The following is a 17,482-nucleotide window of genomic DNA, read 5'->3' on the forward strand; positions in this document are numbered from 1 at the left end:
ATGGATATTAAACCAATACCCGTGCCCGCGCAGGGCACAACGCTAGATTGGCAGCTAGATCAACCATATCGTGCAAAGCATTTGCTATTGCTATTGCTTGTGTTGGCCGTGTTGCTTTTTACCGGGCATCGCACCGAGATGGACAAGATGGTGGTGATGACTGGGCAGGCAGTCGGCAACCTTGTCGGACTGGCTGATGATTCACAAGTAGTGCGTGGCTTGTCGCGTGTGGGTGCATCAATGTGGCCGCCAGCGTTTGGCACGGAAGAAGAAGTGGCGCGATTGACGGATTTAGACCGTGACCAATTACCCTTTCTTGCCAAAATAGAAACACGCGAAAAGGTAGAGCAGCACCTCAACCCTGACACGCTTGAAATGGAGACAAGCAGCGAAAAGGTAGAGTTGCTCATCAAGCCATTAGGCTATGCGTGGACTGTATTTATCAAAATGCTGGAAACCATTGAAATTGCGATATGGGGCACGCTGTTTTCAGTGGTGCTTTCTATTCCGCTGGCTTGGTTTGCGGCACGAAACTATACGGTTAATCATTTTACTTACACATTGGCACGCGGCACGATTAGTTTACTGCGCTCCATGCCAGAACTAATCGTTGCTTTGTTTTTGGTGTTGGCCTATGGCTTTGGCCCGATTGCAGGTGTGCTGGCACTAGGGCTTCATGCAGCAGGGTTTTTAGGGAAATTTTACGCCGAAGACATTGAAAATGCTGACAAAAAACCGCAAGAGGCGCTTGAAGCCATCGGTGCAGGCAAGCTCAAAACGCTGTGGTATGGCGTGATGCCGCAAGTAGTGCCGCAATACATTGCTTATACGCTCTACATTTTAGACCGCAATGTGCGGATGGCAACGGTGATTGGTCTGGTAGGTGCGGGCGGTATTGGCCAAGAGCTAAAAGGTCGCTTTGATATGTTTCAGTATGACCATGTCGCGACCATCTTGATTGCCATTTTTATTGTGGTATTTCTGCTGGATCAGTTCTCGGCACGCTTGCGCGCTAAGCTTATTTAAATAGACAAAACCTTCTCGCCTTGTTTGCTGCAGTTCGGCATGCTCACTAACCAAGCTTGTCGAAGGGGGCATGAATGACGGAATTTTAATACTTTCATATAGCGAAAGAGTCGATGCCAAAACATCTAGACATCTATATCAAAAAGCATATTTACAAGAAGGTGTACAGGATAAATATATGAATCAAACAACAAGCATTACCAGTCAGCGTTCACAGTGGCCGCGCCAGTTGATGGCCGTGCCAGCGGCAGAGGTGATTGCCGTCGCAGCAACGCTTGCCAGTCAGTATCAGATTGAAGATGTCACTTTGCCACAAGCCGGGCTGGCATTGATGCAACTTCGTGATAGCGCGCTCAACGAAGCTTATTACCCGGGTGAAATTCCACTGGCTTCAGCGCGTGTGATGCTCACCAGTAAAGATGGCGCTCAGTATGAAGGTGCGGCGCAAGTCATGCACGATAGCGCCACATTTGCCCGTGCTGTAGCGGTGATAGATGCGGTGCTGGCAGGAAACCTGCCAGGTAGTGAGGCAGTTGAGCCACTCTTAGATCGTGGTGCGGCGTTATTAACGCAACAAAGTATTACGCGTAAAAAAATGCTGGCGCGCACGCGTGTTGATTTTGCGCTACTTGGCAGTACAGAAGAGGAGGATGGTGATGAGTAATAATTTTAAAGCCGCTTTGCAATCCACGTTGTCTGGCATCTGGCAGGCAGATACCCAGCAACGAACCTTTAGACAAATTATGAATGCCTTTGCGCGCCCTGGTGTGATAGAGACTCTAGAAGGCGAATTTTTAGAAGGCGATGGCATGCTACTCACACTAGCGACCTTGCTTGACGGAGCGACTACCTTGGCTGACGTTGATGGTCTATTGTCTGAGCATGATTTGGCAAGGTTAGAGGTTAGTACACTAGCAGCCGAACAGGCGCGCTTTGTACTCACTCACGGTAAAGTTGCCCCAGCCTTTATGCCATCACTAGGCACACTGGAATCTCCAGACACGGGTGCAACGATTATATTAAAAATACAGGAAATTGGTAGCGGTAATCGTTTGAAGCTGACAGGTCCTGGTGTTGACGGTGCATGTGAAGTGGCGGTTAATGGGTTACACCCGGCATGGCTTGCAGCGCACCAAGAATGGAACAGCGCGTTTCCTTTAGGCGTGGATATGCTACTGGTAGCTGAACATCAAGTAATGGCGTTACCGCGTACCACGCGAATTGAGGAGATAAAATAATGGGATATGTAGCCATTAAAGGCGGTGGTCAAGCCATTCAAGGCGCGGAAGATGTGCTGGAGGCTTTACGTACTGCGGAAGGTGAACACGGCACACCGCTGACCACGCAAAGCATTGAACATCAATTGCGCTTGCTGACTTCGCGCATTGTTTCAGAAGGCGGGCTGTATCATCCGCAACTGGCGGCGCTCGCTATTAAGCAGTCACAGGGTGATACCTTGGAGGCAGCATTTGCATTGCGGGCGTATCGTTCCACCAAGCCGAGATTGCTGGAAACATGCACGCAAGACACTAGCCGTATGCGCTTGATTCGGCGCATTTCGTCAGCCTTCAAGGATATTCCTGGTGGGCAAATGTTAGGCCCAACTTACGACTATGCTTTAAGACTCATGCGATTGGATTTGGCAAATGAGTCGCCTGAAATTTTTCGTGAAGTAGCGCGCGAATTTCTTGCAGAAACGCCAGAGCCAAACCTGCCCGACACTTTTCCTAAGGTAGTCGAGGCTTTACGTGCTGAGGGTTTGTTACCGCCTGTAGAAAATCACACAGAAACACCTTTTGACATCACCCGTGAGCCACTCATTTTTCCAGTGCCGCGCTCAGCTGCACTTGCCACGATGGCGCGGGCGGAAACGGGTTCCATTTTGGCCTTGGCATATTCCAATATGCGCGGTTATGGTGATGTGCATCCTACCGTGGCTGAACTGCGCGTGGGCTATTTGCCAGTGATGTTGCCACATCCCATTACCGGTGAGCCGGTAGAAGTGGGCGAGGTGTTGATGACTGAATGCGAAGTGGTCGCCATGTATGAAGATGACGATGCCAAAGGCGCGCCGACCTTTACCTTGGGCTACGGCGCTTGCTTTGGCCATAACGAAGTCAAGGCGATTGCCATGGCGATTCTTGACCGCGCTTTGCAAAAAGGCATGCGCGATGGTCCGACTAATCCTTCGGAAGACCCTGAATTCGTGCTGTTGCATATAGACGGTGTAGATTCTATGGGCTTTGCCAGCCACTACAAAATGCCGCATTACGTGACGTTCCAATCTGATATGGATCGTTTACGTACCACGCAGCAAAAACATGAGTCAGTTAAACAGCAAGACGTTAAACAGCAAGACAATGAACAGGAGGTACAGGTATGAGTGCCGGCTACAATTTTGGTTTTTTAGACGAACACGCTAAAAAAGAGGTGCGTCGCGCCATCCTCAAAGCGATTAGTATTCCTGGCTATCAGGTGCCGTATTCATCTCGTGAAATGCCGATGGGGCGTGGTTTTGGCACGGGCGGGTTACAGATTACTTTATCGTTAATCGGCGCCAATGACACGCTAAAGGTGATTGATCAAGGCTCAGATGATTCTGTTAATGCAGTCAATCTGCGTCAATTCATCGAAATGACTTGTCCAGGCATTGATACCACTACGCGTTTGAGTGAAGCGACGCTGATTCAATCACGTCATCGTATCCCGGAAACCCCATTAAAACCTGAGCAGGTGCTGGTATTGCAAGTGCCATACCCTGACCCGTTAGTGGTGGTTGAGCCATCCGAAGATAAGCGCAAGATCATGCACGGCGAAGCTGATTATGCACGCCTGCTGGTCAAATTATATGAAGACATTGTGAAGTTTGATGAGATTACGATCTCACATCGCTACCCTACGCGCATCAATGACCACTATGTGATAGACCCTTCGCCTATCCCGCGCTGGGATGTGCCTAAGCTGGATAACTCACCCGCACTTATTTTGTTTGGCGCAGGTCGTGAAAAGAAAATTTACGCAGTACCGCCACATACAAAAGGCGAGCCATTGGCGTTTGAAGACGTGCCATTCCGCGTAGAAGATTTCCGTGATGCACAAGGCAAGCGTCGCGCTTGTGCCCGCTGTGGTGCAACAGATACATTTTTGGATGAATTTATGAATGAAGACGGCAGCAAACGCTATCAATGTTCTGACAGTGATTATTGCGATGAAACGCTGGAAGCAGACATGATGACGGAGGCAACTACCCATGCGTAAAATTCTCGAAGTACGCAATTTATCTAAAATCTATGGCAAAGGGTGCCCGCGCTGTATCGAGTCCACAGGCCCTGAAGCGGACACCAATATGTGTCCGCACTGCGGCAGCGTAGTGGCGATTCATGATGTGAGCTTTGACCTGCATGAAGGCGAGATTCTTGGTTTGATGGGTGAATCTGGCAGCGGAAAATCTACCGTGGTGAAAAATCTTTATTTTGACCAAACGCCCACCAGCGGTGAAGCAAGGTTCTTTGACGAGGCTGGCACGCAAGATATGTTTCACCTGAACGCCGCACAACAACGTCGCTTGCGTAACCAGCGTTTTGGTATGGTGTATCAAAACCCGCACCTGGGACTTAATTTCGGTATTTCTTCTGGCGGTAACATTGCCGAGCGACTATTGATGAATGATGTTTCACATTACGGCGAAATTCGCGAACGCGCAAAAGAGCTGTTATCACGCACCGAAGTACTGCTATCGCGCATGGACGAGTCGCCAGGTAACTTCTCGGGCGGCATGCAACAGCGCGTACAAATTGCCAAGGCACTAGCCACCAATCCGCCGCTACTGTATTTAGATGAGGTGACCACGGGCTTAGACCTTTCAGTACAGGCGCGTATTTTGGATTTGATCTTGGAAATTCAACAAGAGCGCAACACCGCCATGATTGTGGTGACGCATGATTTAGGCGTGATTCGCCTGCTGACTGGCCGCGCACTGGTGATGAAATATGGCCGCGTGATTGAATCCGGTCTGACGGATCAAATCCTCGAAGATCCGCAGCACGCTTACACGCAACGGCTTGTGGCATCAGCATTATAACTATTACGCTAAATAATCTGTCATCCCCGCTGTTCCCTGAGCTTGTCGAAGGGTGGCTGGTATGACGGCAGTGCTAATTAGTTGCAGCATCGGATTTATTAAGAAAACAGCTATATAAGCTTGATAAAGGACAGAAATGAAAACACCTATACTTAAAATTGAAGGTTTCGGCAAGCACTTTACCCTGCATGAGCAGAATAAGCGCATTCCGTCTTCACACAATGTGAATTTAGAAGTCTATGCAGGTGAACTCACTGCGCTCATCGGCCCCACGGGTGCTGGTAAGTCTTCAGTACTCAAAGGCATTTATCGTACTTATTTGCCGAGTGCCGGCAAAATACTTTACCGCGATAAAAACGGCGTTGAGGTTGACCTTGCCCAGGCTGACGAATACCGCATGTTGCAACTACGTCATGAGGAAATCGGCTTTGTGACACAGTTTCTATTCTGCCTGCCACGGCAATCGACATTGGATGTGGTTGCACATCCGCTGGTGGTGCGCGGCATGAGCCGCGAAGCGGCGCGTACAAAAGCCGCAGAGATGCTAACAGCACTCAATCTGCCAGAGCGGTTGTGGAGTATTTCACCTGCCACTTTTTCAGGAGGTGAAAAACAGCGTGTTAATCTTGCACGCGGGTTGGTGGCTAGGCCACGTCTACTATTGCTGGATGAACCAACCGCCAGCCTGGACCCAGTCACCGCCGAACGCGTCATCGCGTTAATCGAACAAATCAAAGCAGAAGGCGTGGCGATGCTGGCCATTTTTCACCATCCAGAATTGACACAGCGCTTGGGTGACCGCGTGGTTGAACTTACGCCACCACCAGCTACAAGCAAACAGGCTGATATAAAAGAAAAATCAGGCACAAATGAACAGAAAGTAGAGGTATTCGCATGACTAAAATTTATCTCACCCATGCCGAAGTGGTGCTGGAGAACGAAGTATTGAACGATGCTGCGGTACTGATTGAGAACGGTGTTATTACGGCCATCAATCCGCAGCAGGTCAACGGCGCTGAAGAAGTTAACCTGCGCGGACAGACTTTAATTCCGGGCATGATAGATTTACATTGTGACGCACTGGAAAAAGAAGTTGAACCGCGCCCTAACGTACATTTTCCGCTGGATTTTGCCTGCGCTCAGGTTGATAAGCGTAATGCTGCCGCTGGCGTGACTACGGTATTCCATGCACTGTCATTCGCCAACCACGAGCTAGGCGTGCGCAACAATGCCTTTGCCGCAGAAATTGCTCGCGCCGTACATGCCTGGCAACCGCATGCGCTGGTTGACAACCGCGTACATTGCCGTTATGAAGTCACCGACCCCACCGCACCGCCGATATTATTGGATTTAATGCAAAAAGGTGACATGCACTTATTTTCAGTGATGGATCACTCACCTGGGCAAGGTCAATTTAAGGATATTGCTACTTTTCGTGATTATCTCGCACGCACTTATAAAAAGACCGATGCCGAGCTGGATGCCCTGCTGGTTGAGAAAGCCGCCCAGTCTGAAGGGGCGATGCAGCGCATTGAAGTGCTGGTTGAAGCCGCGCGCGGTCATGGCATAAAGGTAGCCAGCCATGATGATGATACGCCCGAAAAAGTGGATACTGTGCATGGCTTAGGCGTGAGTATTTCAGAGTTCCCGATCAATTTAGCCGCAGCACAGGCGGCCAAAGCTAATGGCATGTTTACCGTGTTTGGTGCGCCCAACATCTTGCGCGGTAAAAGCCAGTCTGGCTCGATGAAAGCGTTAGATGCAGTGAAAGCCAATGTGGCAGATTGCCTATGCGCAGACTACGCGCCAGCCGCTTTAATTGTCGCTATATTTCGTTTGCCTGAGTTAGCCGGTATTTCTCTGGCTGATGCGATTCGCTTAGTCACCAGCAACCCTGCGCGTGCGGCGGGTTTAGATGACAGAGGCAGTATTGCTATAGGTAAACGTGCGGATTTAGTGTCGGTGGCACATATCAACGGTTTAGTGCAGGCTTCCAGTGTTTGGACTAATGGCAGGCTGGCTTATCAAGCGAGGTTCGACCATGGTTGAAGGTAGCTTATTTTATGTGGTTGGGCCTTCTGGCAGCGGTAAAGATAGCCTGATGAGCTATGCACGCAAAAAGTTGGCCACTAATCCTAAAGTGGTATTTGCACATCGTTACATCACCCGCCCTGCCAATGCCGGGGGTGAAAACCACGTTGCGCTAAGTGAAGAAGAGTTCACCACCCGAGTGCAATCCAGCTTATTTGCCATGCATTGGGAAAGCCACGGTTGCCGTTATGGCATCGGCAGTGAAATCAATATGTGGTTGGCCAAAGGTTACAACGTAGTGATGAATGGCTCGCGTGAGCATTTGCCTTATGCGCAAAAAAGCCACCCAAAACTAACTCCCGTGTGGGTAGAGGTTAAACAGGAGGTGTTAGCAGAACGCTTGCGTGCGCGGGGTCGTGAAGATGAAGCGGATATCCGTGAGAGGCTCATGCGTGCTGCGATGTATCAAGCTACACCAGGCGGCATTACCATTCGCAATGATGGTGCGCTGGAAGATGCCGGTGAACAACTGGTGCAATTGATTGCGCCTAAAGAGGCTCTGAACAAGTCCTTCGACAAGCTCAGGACGAACGGCGTGTAATTAACCCAGATTTTCCATTAGAACCGAACCGTTCCTTCCCCCCTTGCAGGGGGAAGGCTAGGATGGGGGTAGAGCAGCAACATTGCCACGTTTCGACCCCCTCCCTAACCCTCCCCCTGCAAGGGGGGAGGGATCTTTAGCCTAATGGAAAATCCGGGATTAATTTCGTTCGTGGTGAGCTTGTCGAACCATGGACGGAATCAACTTAATCAGAAGTTTCCTAAAGGGTTTACAACATGAGTACTTGCGGCATGCATCTGACTTTTATTGGCACTGGCTCTACCAGTGCCGCCCCGTTATACGGCTGTGACTGTGCTGTATGCACCGCTGCGCGCAACAACCCAACCCTTAAACGCAACCCAGCCTCCGCGCTGATTGAGGCTGGCAATACCAGATTGCTGATAGACGCAGGGTTGCACAACTTGGGCGAGCGTTTTCCAGCAGGGAGTTTTAACGCCTTTCTGATCACCCATTTTCATGCTGACCATGTACAGGGCTTGTTACCTATTCGCTGGGGTGTGGGTGAAAAAATTGCTGTCTATGGCCCGCCAGATACTGAAGGTTGCGCTGATTTATACAAAAACCCTGGTCTGTTGGATTTTCGCACCGTGCATAAATTTGAGCCGTTTAATATCGGTGAAATTATGATCACGCCGGTGCCACTGATTCACTCTAAACCTACACTGGGCTATTGCCTGGAGTGGCGCGACACACGCATAGCCTACCTGACCGATACCGTTGGTTTGCCGCCAGCTACCGCAGAATTTTTGCAGCAATGGCAACCCACCCAGCTCATCCTTGACTGCTCTTATCCGCCCAGATTAGATTTACCAAAAGGGCACAATGATGTCACGCGTGCGTTGGAAAGCATCGCATTAGTGCAGCCTCAGCAAGCTTTACTGACCCATATTGGTCATGAACTGGATGCGTGGCTTAATAAACACCCTGATGCGTTACCCAGCAATGTGTTTGTAGCGCATGACGATATGGTGATTGGTACATGAGCCAACATTTGTCATTCACCGCGCGTCCGCTCCCCGAGTCCTTCGACAAGGTACCGTTCCCTGAGCCTGTCGAAGGGCTCGGGAACCACCCGTCAAAGAGCGGTTTTTTTGTATCATTTTAGCCTAGTGGAGAATTCTGCATGAACACCGCCATGCTTGCCATTGCTGGCTCAGTCACCATGCACGTGGCGTGGAATTTACTGGTACGCCAGCAAGGCGCTAAAACTCGCCTGTTATGGTGGGCGCTTGCAACCCATTGTTTGATTTTAGCGCCATGGGGGTTTTATGCATTAGTGACACAAGCACACTGGACGCCGCAACTGGCATTGGTTTTGCTGGCATCCAGTCTCGCCAATGTTGCCTATTTTGTTGCATTAGATCGCGCCTACCACCATGCGCCTGTAGCATTGGTTTACCCTATGGTGCGCAGTTCCCCTTTGTTAATTGCCATCTGGAGTCTGTTGTTATTTGGCGAATCGTTAGGCGTATGGGCTTGGTTGGCCATGCTCCTCAGCGTGGCAGGGTTGCTGCTGCTGGCTTCTACCGCTTGGCGTAATGATGCGCGTGCCGCATTGCCGTGGGCACTGGCTGCGGCATTGGCAACCAGCGTTTATTCACTTACCGACAAAGCGGCGACCCCCTTTTTGCCTACACTATCCAGCGTACTAGGTTTTATCAGCGTCGGTTATGCACTTTCTTTTATTGCCATTACCGTACTGTTACGCCGAGAGCATGGTCGGTGGCGCCCAGAGCGTCGGCCCCCACTACTCACGATGCTGATCGCAGGACTTTGTATCGGGTTGGCTTATGTGCTGGTGATACACGCTATGCGTAGCATGCCGGCTGCCGTGGTGGTCGCCTTCACTAACGCGGGCATTGTCATTGCGGGTGCGTTGTCGATTTTTATGTTTCACGAACGCCAGCACTGGAAGCCACGTTTGCTTGGTATGGCTATTGTGATGGCGGGTTTAATTATGCTGGCAATCGCTCGAAATTAGTGTTGTTTTTATGCAACATCACGTTGTAAAAATAGTGCTATGTCACAAAGATGTCATATTCAAAACGCATAATCGCATTCGTATTAAAACTTAATGAGCTAAACAGTTTTTATGAAATTTTTAACGGGGAGTAACTTAATGAATAGTAATAAATTGCGCGGTGTCATTGCCGCAGTAGCAGGTGCAATGTTGTTTAATGCAATACCAGCCATGGCAGATAGCACCGATGATATTTTAAATGCCTTAATCGCCAAAGGTGTATTGACTGAAGAAGAAGGCGCCTTGTTGCAAAAAGGCCGCACTGGTGAAAAAGAAGCCGCTGCTAAAAAGAAAGAAAGCGCAATCAGCACATCATTCAAAGACGGAATCGTATTTGAATCAGGTGACAAAAAACATAAATTCTCAATCAATGGACGTGCACAAGCTGATTACCGTAGCTTTAGTGATGATGTTACTCACAACCAAACCGATACTTGGGACATCCGCCGTGCTTATTTAGGTGCAAAAGGCTCTTTTTACGATACTTATGATTTTGAAGTGACTTACAACGGTGCAGGTTCAACAGGCTCAGATTTGTTGTACGCATACGCTAACGTGCGCTGGTGGGAACAAGCGCAGTTTAAAATCGGTCAATTCAAACAGCCATTCAGTATGGAAGAGTTAGGCAGTTCACGCTTTAGTAATTTCACAGAGCGTTCATTACTCACACAGCTAGTGCCAGCAATTGACCGTGGTGCGCAAGTGCATGGTGCACCATTCAAAGGTACGACTTATGCTTTAGGTTATTTCAACGGTGTCGGTATCAACCGTGGAACTAATGCTAATGATAACAATATTCTTGCTGATGGTAAGTCAGTGACTGGTCGTGCAACGGTCAATATTGCCGAGATGATGGATAATAAAGAAGCCGTTTACCACTTAGGTGCAGCCTATTCCAGCACTACGGATAGTGATGCTATTAACGCGATTGATATTCGTACTGAAGGTCGTGGTACCAGCACGGTTAAAACCAGTCCGTTTACTGCAATTGGTACTGCCAACAGTGGCTATGACTTAAAACGCACAGGTTTAGAAGGTGCTGTGGCTTATGGTCCAGTTAAATTGCAAGGTGAATGGTTAAAGGCTAAATTTGAAGCAGATGGCACACAAAAATTGATAGCAGGCGGTACAGCCGGTGATAAAGACATTACCGCTTGGTATGCCGCTGTAAACTGGATGATTACGGGTGAAAACTATGCTGACGTATATAAAGGTGGCTTGTTCAGTGGTCGTATGAAACCAAAATCAGAATTTGACCCTAAAAACGGCAAATCTGGTTGGGGTGCATGGGAAATTGGCGCACGTTACAGTAAACTTGATGCATCAGATTTTGCAAATGGTGATTTAGTGAATGCTTACACAGGTACAGGTATTCCTACAACTACTACAGGTACAGCTGCTCAAAATAGATTCAATGAAGTGGATGCCTGGACTTTGGGTTTGAAATGGATTCCTAGCCCTAACACTCGCTTGATGTTAAATTACGTTAAAACCAATATGGACTGTGCTACTGGTGTAGTTTGTACAGAGGACAGCGAGAAAGCAGTTAACTTACGCGCTCAGGTTGATTTCTAAAGCTTGATTGATAAAAGTTAAATAAGTTTCTCCTTGCGGTTTACGCCGCATCCCCTTTAGCCCGCGCAAGCGGGCTTTTTTTACAGCTTGAAAGGCTATAATTCTGATAATGAAAACGATGACTAAATGCCTGGCAGTTTTGCTAGTTTTTTGCTGCATCCCTGCGGTAGCGGGCGATGCTTATATTCAACCTGCGACCGTAGGTTGGGAAGTGCGCCCCATTATAACGGTGGGTGAATCTGCCGCTAATGGCTACCGCATGGTGGGTGTGCCAGATGGTTTGGGGGCACATGACAACGACGATGGTTCATTCACCTTGTTGATGAATCATGAAATTGCCGCAGACAAAGGGGTGATACGTGCGCATGGGCAAAAAGGCGCTTTTGTTTCACGCTGGGTGATTGATGCAGAAACTTTGGCGGTCCGCTCGGGAGCAGATTTGGTGCAAAATACCGTGCCTGCCGGTTTGGCATTTAATCGTTTGTGTTCAGCGGACTTAGCACCGCAATCCGCTTTTTTTAATGCAGCGAGCGGTAAAGGGTATGCCGAGCGTTTGTTTTTAAATGGTGAGGAAGATAAAGCGGGTGGCCAAGCGTTTGCGCATGCTCTCAATGGCACCAGTTACGCATTGCCAGACTTAGGCCGTATCGCATGGGAGAACGTGCTGGCAAACGCTCATACGGGCGATACCACCCTAGTGATAGGCATGGATGATATTCACGATGGGTTAGTGCTGACTTATGTAGGTGAAAAGCGCGCGCAAGGTAACCCCGTGGAGCAAGCTGGGTTAGTGGGTGGGCGCTTATATGCCATTAAAGCGGAGGGCGCGCGTTTTGACTTGGTTGAGTTGGGTGATGCGGCCAAGTTGGACGGTAAAGCCTTACGTGCGCAGGCGGCAAAACTTGGCGCTAAATTATTCGCACGGCCTGAAGACGGTGCGTGGAATACGCAAAATGCCAATATATTTTATTTTACGACGACAGATAAAGTGGGCGGTAATACACAGTTGCATCGATTACAGTTTGATGATGTGAAGCAACCGACACTGGGTGGACGTATAGAGGTGGTGCTAAACGGACGCGATATTGGTGCTGAAATGTTTGACAACCTCACGGTGGATGATGCAGGAAATGTCTTGATTCAAGAGGACCCAGGTAAAGACGCACGTTTGGCGGCTATTTGGCAATTTGACCCGGTGCGTAAAACTGCACTTAAACTTTTTGAGTCGCGCCCTGCATTATTTTTATCAGGCCAAGCGCAGTTTATGACAGAAGATGAAGAGCATTCTGGCATTGTAGAAATTACACCTATGCTTAAGAAAGCCTCTTGGTTTGATGTAAATCGGCGATATTATTTGGGCACGACGCAATCGCATCTTGAACACGCGGATGCCGAATTAGTGGAACATGGCCAGTTATGGTTGATTACGAGTTCAGCAACCGCTAGTAAACATTGATTGGCTTAGGCGCTACTACTAAACATGAGCTTGCGTGTGGTTAAGGTATAATCCGCTAATTATTCTAATGGAGTGAAGCATGTATAAACACCCCTTGCTAGACCGCGACAAAATGACGCCACAAGAAGCGTTGGATGTGCTGATTGATGGCAATCACCGTTTTTCCAATAATTTAACGGCGAATAAAGATTTGCATAACCTGGTGATGATGACTAAGGATAAACAACATCCTTTTGTTTCCATGTTAAGTTGTAGTGACTCCCGCGCGCCGGTGGAGATGGTGTTTGATCAAGCCTTGGGCGATGTATTTAGCGTGCGCTTGGCAGGCAATATTGCCTCAGATAAAGCGATAGGCAGCTTGGAATTTGGCTGTAAATACTTAGGCAGTAAGCTGATTGTAGTGCTTGGTCATACTGGGTGCGGTGCAGTAAAAGCGGCTTGTGATAATTTCAAAGATGGGCATATTGGCGAAATTACCAATTTAATTAAGCCGGCAGTCCGCTTAGAAAAAAGCATACTTGAGAATAGAAATTCTAGTAATGATGATTTTGTGGCCAAAGTATGTGAGTTAAGCGTACAAGTGCAAATGGATGAAATTATGCATACCAGCGATATTTTGCAAGATATGGTCGCTAGCAAGCAGATTGCGATTATTGGCGGCATTTACGATTTAGCTACGGGCGAGGTGCGTTTTATGCAGAACGCGCTGGGGCTGTAGGCGCACAATACCCCAGGGTACCTTCTCTGCCTTCGGTATTCACCTTGTAAATTGTGCGCCTAACATACCGTTGAGTTGGTATAGCTGTTCCCAAAAATAAAGTCATGGGATATCAATATTATGGGTTTGTAGGAGCGACGTCCCGTCGCTCCTACAAAAAACAATATATTACTGTCATTGTTTAGTGGGTTGGCAATCAATGGTGTGAGCTCAATAGTTACTGGTTATTAACGATGGCCTTCTTTCGCCATATTGATACTGTATTTTGGTATTTCTACCACTAAGTCTTCTGTGCCAACAATCGCTTGGCATGATAGGCGTGAGTTTGGTTCTAAACCCCAGGCTTTATCCAGCAAATCATCTTCTTGGTCGTTCGATGGATTCAGTGATTTAAAGCCTTCACGTACTATCACGTGGCAAGTTGTGCAGGCGCATGCTTGGTCGCAGGCGTGGTCGATATCAATGTGGTTGTTTAATAGCACATCGCAGATTGATTCGCCCGTGTTGGCTTCAATCGCCGCACCGTCTGGGCAGAGCTCTACGTGCGGTAGTATGATGATTTGTGGCATTTTGTTTCCTTTGGTACTCGTTCCCTGAGCTTGTCGAAGGGAATCGCGCTCCCTTCGACAAGCTCAGGGAACGCCTAGACAGGCTCAGGCAACATATGGTTTTTTTATAGGTTAATCGAATCTAAATTTTTACCACTTAACGCACGGCTAACGCTAGCATTCATACGCGCGGCTGCAAACGCTTCTGTTGCATGGTTTAAGCTATCCACCGCTTTGTTGATAGCTACCGCATCTTCAGTTTGGCTAATAGACTGCAGTTGATGTATTTCAGTTTCTATCACCTGTTTATCTTCATCACTAATCAGATTGCTGTCAGCGGCTAGTGCGAGGGTCACTGCGCTGATAATCGCACCTGCATTTACCCGTGCTTCAGCCAGCATACGTGCTTTTTTATCAGCTTCTGCACTGCCGAATGAAGATTTTAGCATGTTGGTGATTTCATCTTCAGTTAAACCATAAGAAGGTTTAACCACCACATGCGCTTCTATACCAAGGGTTTGTTCTCGTGCGCTGACTGAAAGCAAACCATCCGCATCTACCTGAAAAGTCACGCGTATGCGAGCTGCGCCAGCTGCCATGGGTGGAATTCCACGTAACTCGAAGCGTGCCAGTGAGCGGCAATCGGCTACCATTTCACGCTCGCCTTGTACGACTTGTATGCTCATTGCAGTTTGACCATCTTTGTAAGTGGTGAAATCTTGCGCGCGGGCTACGGGTAGGGTGCTATTGCGCGGGATGATTCTTTCTACCAAGCCGCCCATAGTTTCTAAACCTAAAGAAAGCGGCGTGACATCTAATAGCAATAAATCCTGCTCGCTACGGTTGCCTACCAGTGCGTTAGCTTGAATAGCTGCGCCAAGTGCCACAACTTTGTCCGGGTCTAAGTTAGTGAGCGGTGTTTGCTTAAAATAGTCTTCTACCGCGTGCCTTACCTGTGGCATACGCGTTGCACCGCCAACTAGCACAACACCTTTGATGTCATCTAGCGTAAGGCCGGCATCGCGCATGGCTTTGCGCGTGGGGGCGAGGGTTTTAATGACAAGCTGTTGGGTGAGTTCTACAAATTGTGTAGCGCTTAGTGTGACATCGACCAAGGTGCCATTACTTAAACGGCAGACGATTTGCGCTTCATGGTTATCCGTCAGCCACTCTTTGGCTTGGCGTGACTTGGTAAGCAGTAACCGTGTATCCTGTTCACTAAGCGGGCTAAAACTGCTGCTGCTTTCACGAATTTTATCGAGTATCCAGCAGTAAATACGATGGTCAAAATCATCACCGCCAAGGGCGGAATCACCATTAGTGGCAAGCACTTCAAACACGCCTTTAGTCAGTTTTAGAATAGAAATATCAAATGTGCCTCCACCTAAGTCATAGATGACAAAGGTGCCCTCAGCTGCATTATCCAAGCCATAGGCAACGGCCGCTGCCGTGGGTTCGTTCAATAAACGCAATACATTTAAGCCTGCCAGACGTGCGGCATCTTTCGTCGCTTGGCGTTGCGCATCGTCAAAATAGGCTGGTACGGTAATGACAGCGCCAACCAACTCACCACGCCCTTCATCTGTTCCTAAGGATTTTTCGGCACGATCTTTGAGTGTTTTAAGAATTTCAGCGGATATTTCTACTGGCGTTTTTAGCCCAGCACAAGTTTGCAACTGTAATAGTTTGGTCGAATCGGAGCTGTCAACAAAGTGATAGGGAATATGTGCTCTGTCAGCAATGTCTTTCAGGCTACGTCCCATGAAACGTTTAGCCGAGGCGATGGTATTGACAGGATCATTGCTCTGCTGTGCGAGTGCCTCATGGCCAACAATCACTTTACCATTTGGCATGTAGCGAACCACTGAAGGCAACAGTGCATGGCCATGTTCATCTTGCAATACGGTAGCCATACTGCTTCTTACTGTAGCAACTAAAGAATTTGTCGTGCCTAAATCAATGCCTACAGCCAACTTGTGTTGATGAGGGGCGGCGCTCATGCCGGGTTCGGATATTTGTAGTAAAGCCATACTAATTCTCTATTTGTTCAATTGCCTTATGGATGTCGGCACACACTTTTTCGATAAAGATCAGTTTGCGAGTGGCATCGGTGGCTGTGGCGTAATCTTTTTCTTCATCGAGTAACTTAACTAGACTGGATTGTAAGCTTTTTGCTTCAATTTGAATTTCACTTAGCAAGTCTTCAAGTGGCTCAATGTTTTTAGCTGTTATTGCATCTTCTAAAGTTTCACGCCATTCCATTTGCTGCATTAAAAACTCTGCAGGCATTGCAGTATTGGTTTCGCTTATAGCTGTAATGCCTTGCAACTCTAATAAGTATTTTGCACGATTAGCAGGATTTTTAAGCGTTAAATACGCTTCATTTGCTAGTGTAGCTAATTGCATGGATTTAAGCTTTTCGGCTGCTGGTGCCGTGACAAAACGGTCTGGATGCGCTTCAGATTGTATTTTACGGTAATTACTTTCTAAGATTTCCAGCTCAATATTGAATATTGGCTTCAGGTCAAACAATTCAAAGTAATTTAGACTCACACTGTAAAGCTCTCACCACAGCCACACTCATCTTTCACGTTCGGGTTGTTAAACTTAAACCCTTCGTTTAAGCCTTCTTTGGTGAAATCAAGCTCGGTGCCGTCAATGTACACAAGGCTCTTAGGGTCAACAATGACCTTAACGCCATGGCTTTCAAACGTGGTGTCTTCTTCATGTAGCTCATCCACAAACTCCAGTGTATAAGCCATGCCGGAGCAACCTGTGGTTTTAACGCCCAAGCGTAAACCCAAGCCTTTACCACGATTGGCCAGAAATTTTTCAACGCGGTCTGCTGCGGTTTGTGTCAGTGTGATTGCCATAATTTAATTTTTCTAATGAAATTCTTATAAATGCGGTGTTCCCTGAGCTTGTCGAAGGGTGCCACACCCTTCGACAAGCTCAGGAAGCAGCTTAATTCGCCGCTTGCTTTGCTTTAATGTCGGCTACAGCGGCTTGCTTTTGTTTTAAATCAGCTACGGCTGATTTTATGGCATCTTCCGCTAATACTGAACAGTGAATTTTTACTGGCGGTAAAGCTAACTCTTCTGCAATCGCAGAGTTTTTTATCGCGTAAGCTTCATCTACGGTTTTGCCTTTAAGCCATTCTGTCACTAATGAACTTGAAGCGATTGCTGAGCCGCAACCGTAAGTCTTGAATTTAGCATCTTCGATAATGCCAGCATCGTTCACTTTAATCATTAACTTCATTACGTCACCACAAGCAGGCGCACCAACCATGCCAGTGCCTACGTTAGGGTCATTTTTATCTAATGTACCCACGTTACGCGGGTTTTCATAGTGGTCTAAAACTTTATCTGAATATGCCATTTTATTTCTCCTATACGCTTAAAA

19 protein-coding genes are annotated in these 17,482 nt (G+C 48.0%); 14 read left to right on the plus strand and 5 right to left on the minus strand.

Annotated features, from left to right (window positions below):
• The 14 genes from phnE to Q8J82_RS05245 all read left to right on the plus strand — a co-directional run bounded on the left by phnE (position 1) and on the right by Q8J82_RS05245 (position 13,529).
• A complete protein-coding gene (phnE, locus tag Q8J82_RS05180; RefSeq protein WP_304908512.1) occupies positions 1-1,026 on the plus strand; it encodes a phosphonate ABC transporter, permease protein PhnE in 1,026 nt (341 codons plus the stop codon).
• Between the two features lie 178 nt (positions 1,027-1,204).
• Positions 1,205-1,690, plus strand: a complete 486-nt coding sequence (gene phnG / locus Q8J82_RS05185; RefSeq protein ID WP_304908511.1) for a phosphonate C-P lyase system protein PhnG — start codon at positions 1,205-1,207, stop codon at positions 1,688-1,690.
• Positions 1,683-2,264: a phosphonate C-P lyase system protein PhnH gene (gene phnH / locus Q8J82_RS05190; protein WP_304908510.1), complete on the plus strand. Its 582-nt coding sequence runs from the start codon at positions 1,683-1,685 to the stop codon at positions 2,262-2,264. The genes phnG and phnH overlap by 8 nt, the downstream gene beginning before the upstream one ends.
• Positions 2,264-3,409: a carbon-phosphorus lyase complex subunit PhnI gene (locus Q8J82_RS05195; protein WP_305327880.1), complete on the plus strand. Its 1,146-nt coding sequence runs from the start codon at positions 2,264-2,266 to the stop codon at positions 3,407-3,409. The genes phnH and Q8J82_RS05195 overlap by 1 nt, the downstream gene beginning before the upstream one ends.
• A complete protein-coding gene (locus Q8J82_RS05200) occupies positions 3,406-4,284 on the plus strand; it encodes an alpha-D-ribose 1-methylphosphonate 5-phosphate C-P-lyase PhnJ (RefSeq protein WP_305327881.1) in 879 nt (292 codons plus the stop codon). The genes Q8J82_RS05195 and Q8J82_RS05200 overlap by 4 nt, the downstream gene beginning before the upstream one ends.
• Positions 4,277-5,107, plus strand: coding sequence for an ATP-binding cassette domain-containing protein (locus Q8J82_RS05205; RefSeq protein ID WP_304889926.1), 831 nt, complete (start codon positions 4,277-4,279; stop codon positions 5,105-5,107). The genes Q8J82_RS05200 and Q8J82_RS05205 overlap by 8 nt, the downstream gene beginning before the upstream one ends.
• Before the next feature lie 136 nt (positions 5,108-5,243).
• A complete protein-coding gene (gene phnL / locus Q8J82_RS05210) occupies positions 5,244-6,005 on the plus strand; it encodes a phosphonate C-P lyase system protein PhnL (protein WP_305327150.1) in 762 nt (253 codons plus the stop codon).
• The gene (locus Q8J82_RS05215) at positions 6,002-7,156 is read left to right on the plus strand and encodes an alpha-D-ribose 1-methylphosphonate 5-triphosphate diphosphatase (RefSeq protein ID WP_305327882.1); all 1,155 of its coding nucleotides are present in this window, start codon (positions 6,002-6,004) and stop codon (positions 7,154-7,156) included. Before phnL ends, Q8J82_RS05215 begins: the two co-directional genes overlap by 4 nt.
• Complete coding sequence (gene phnN / locus Q8J82_RS05220) at positions 7,116-7,739, plus strand: phosphonate metabolism protein/1,5-bisphosphokinase (PRPP-forming) PhnN (RefSeq protein ID WP_305327883.1); 624 nt, start codon at positions 7,116-7,118, stop codon at positions 7,737-7,739. Before Q8J82_RS05215 ends, phnN begins: the two co-directional genes overlap by 41 nt.
• A gap of 236 nt (positions 7,740-7,975) precedes the next feature.
• Positions 7,976-8,743, plus strand: coding sequence for a phosphonate metabolism protein PhnP (gene phnP / locus Q8J82_RS05225; protein WP_305327884.1), 768 nt, complete (start codon positions 7,976-7,978; stop codon positions 8,741-8,743).
• Positions 8,744-8,883: 140 nt separating this feature from the next.
• Positions 8,884-9,741, plus strand: coding sequence for an EamA family transporter (locus tag Q8J82_RS05230; protein WP_305327885.1), 858 nt, complete (start codon positions 8,884-8,886; stop codon positions 9,739-9,741).
• A gap of 138 nt (positions 9,742-9,879) precedes the next feature.
• Positions 9,880-11,355: an OprO/OprP family phosphate-selective porin gene (locus Q8J82_RS05235; protein WP_305327886.1), complete on the plus strand. Its 1,476-nt coding sequence runs from the start codon at positions 9,880-9,882 to the stop codon at positions 11,353-11,355.
• 109 nt (positions 11,356-11,464) lie between these two features.
• The gene (locus Q8J82_RS05240) at positions 11,465-12,811 is read left to right on the plus strand and encodes an alkaline phosphatase PhoX (protein WP_305327887.1); all 1,347 of its coding nucleotides are present in this window, start codon (positions 11,465-11,467) and stop codon (positions 12,809-12,811) included.
• Positions 12,812-12,890: 79 nt separating this feature from the next.
• The gene (locus tag Q8J82_RS05245) at positions 12,891-13,529 is read left to right on the plus strand and encodes a carbonic anhydrase (RefSeq protein WP_304908723.1); all 639 of its coding nucleotides are present in this window, start codon (positions 12,891-12,893) and stop codon (positions 13,527-13,529) included.
• Between the two features lie 227 nt (positions 13,530-13,756).
• Here the strand turns inward: Q8J82_RS05245 and fdx are convergent, their stop codons facing one another.
• The 5 genes from fdx to iscU form a co-directional block, all read right to left on the minus strand.
• Complete coding sequence (gene fdx, locus Q8J82_RS05250) at positions 13,757-14,098, minus strand: ISC system 2Fe-2S type ferredoxin (protein WP_304908724.1); 342 nt, start codon at positions 14,096-14,098, stop codon at positions 13,757-13,759.
• 104 nt (positions 14,099-14,202) lie between these two features.
• Positions 14,203-16,107: a Fe-S protein assembly chaperone HscA gene (gene hscA, locus Q8J82_RS05255; protein ID WP_305327888.1), complete on the minus strand. Its 1,905-nt coding sequence runs from the start codon at positions 16,105-16,107 to the stop codon at positions 14,203-14,205.
• A 1-nt stretch (position 16,108) separates the two neighbouring features.
• Positions 16,109-16,630, minus strand: a complete 522-nt coding sequence (gene hscB, locus Q8J82_RS05260) for a Fe-S protein assembly co-chaperone HscB (protein ID WP_304891638.1) — start codon at positions 16,628-16,630, stop codon at positions 16,109-16,111.
• Complete coding sequence (gene iscA, locus Q8J82_RS05265; RefSeq protein WP_304891637.1) at positions 16,627-16,950, minus strand: iron-sulfur cluster assembly protein IscA; 324 nt, start codon at positions 16,948-16,950, stop codon at positions 16,627-16,629. Before iscA ends, hscB begins: the two co-directional genes overlap by 4 nt.
• A 91-nt stretch (positions 16,951-17,041) precedes the next feature.
• Positions 17,042-17,458 carry a Fe-S cluster assembly scaffold IscU gene (iscU, locus tag Q8J82_RS05270; protein WP_304891636.1) on the minus strand — a complete coding sequence of 139 codons (417 nt, stop codon included), beginning with the start codon at positions 17,456-17,458 and terminating at the stop codon, positions 17,042-17,044.
• Positions 17,459-17,482: the final 24 nt, after the last annotated feature.

It is taken from the genome of Methylotenera sp. (assembly GCF_030684185.1).
GTDB lineage: Bacteria > Pseudomonadota > Gammaproteobacteria > Burkholderiales > Methylophilaceae > Methylotenera.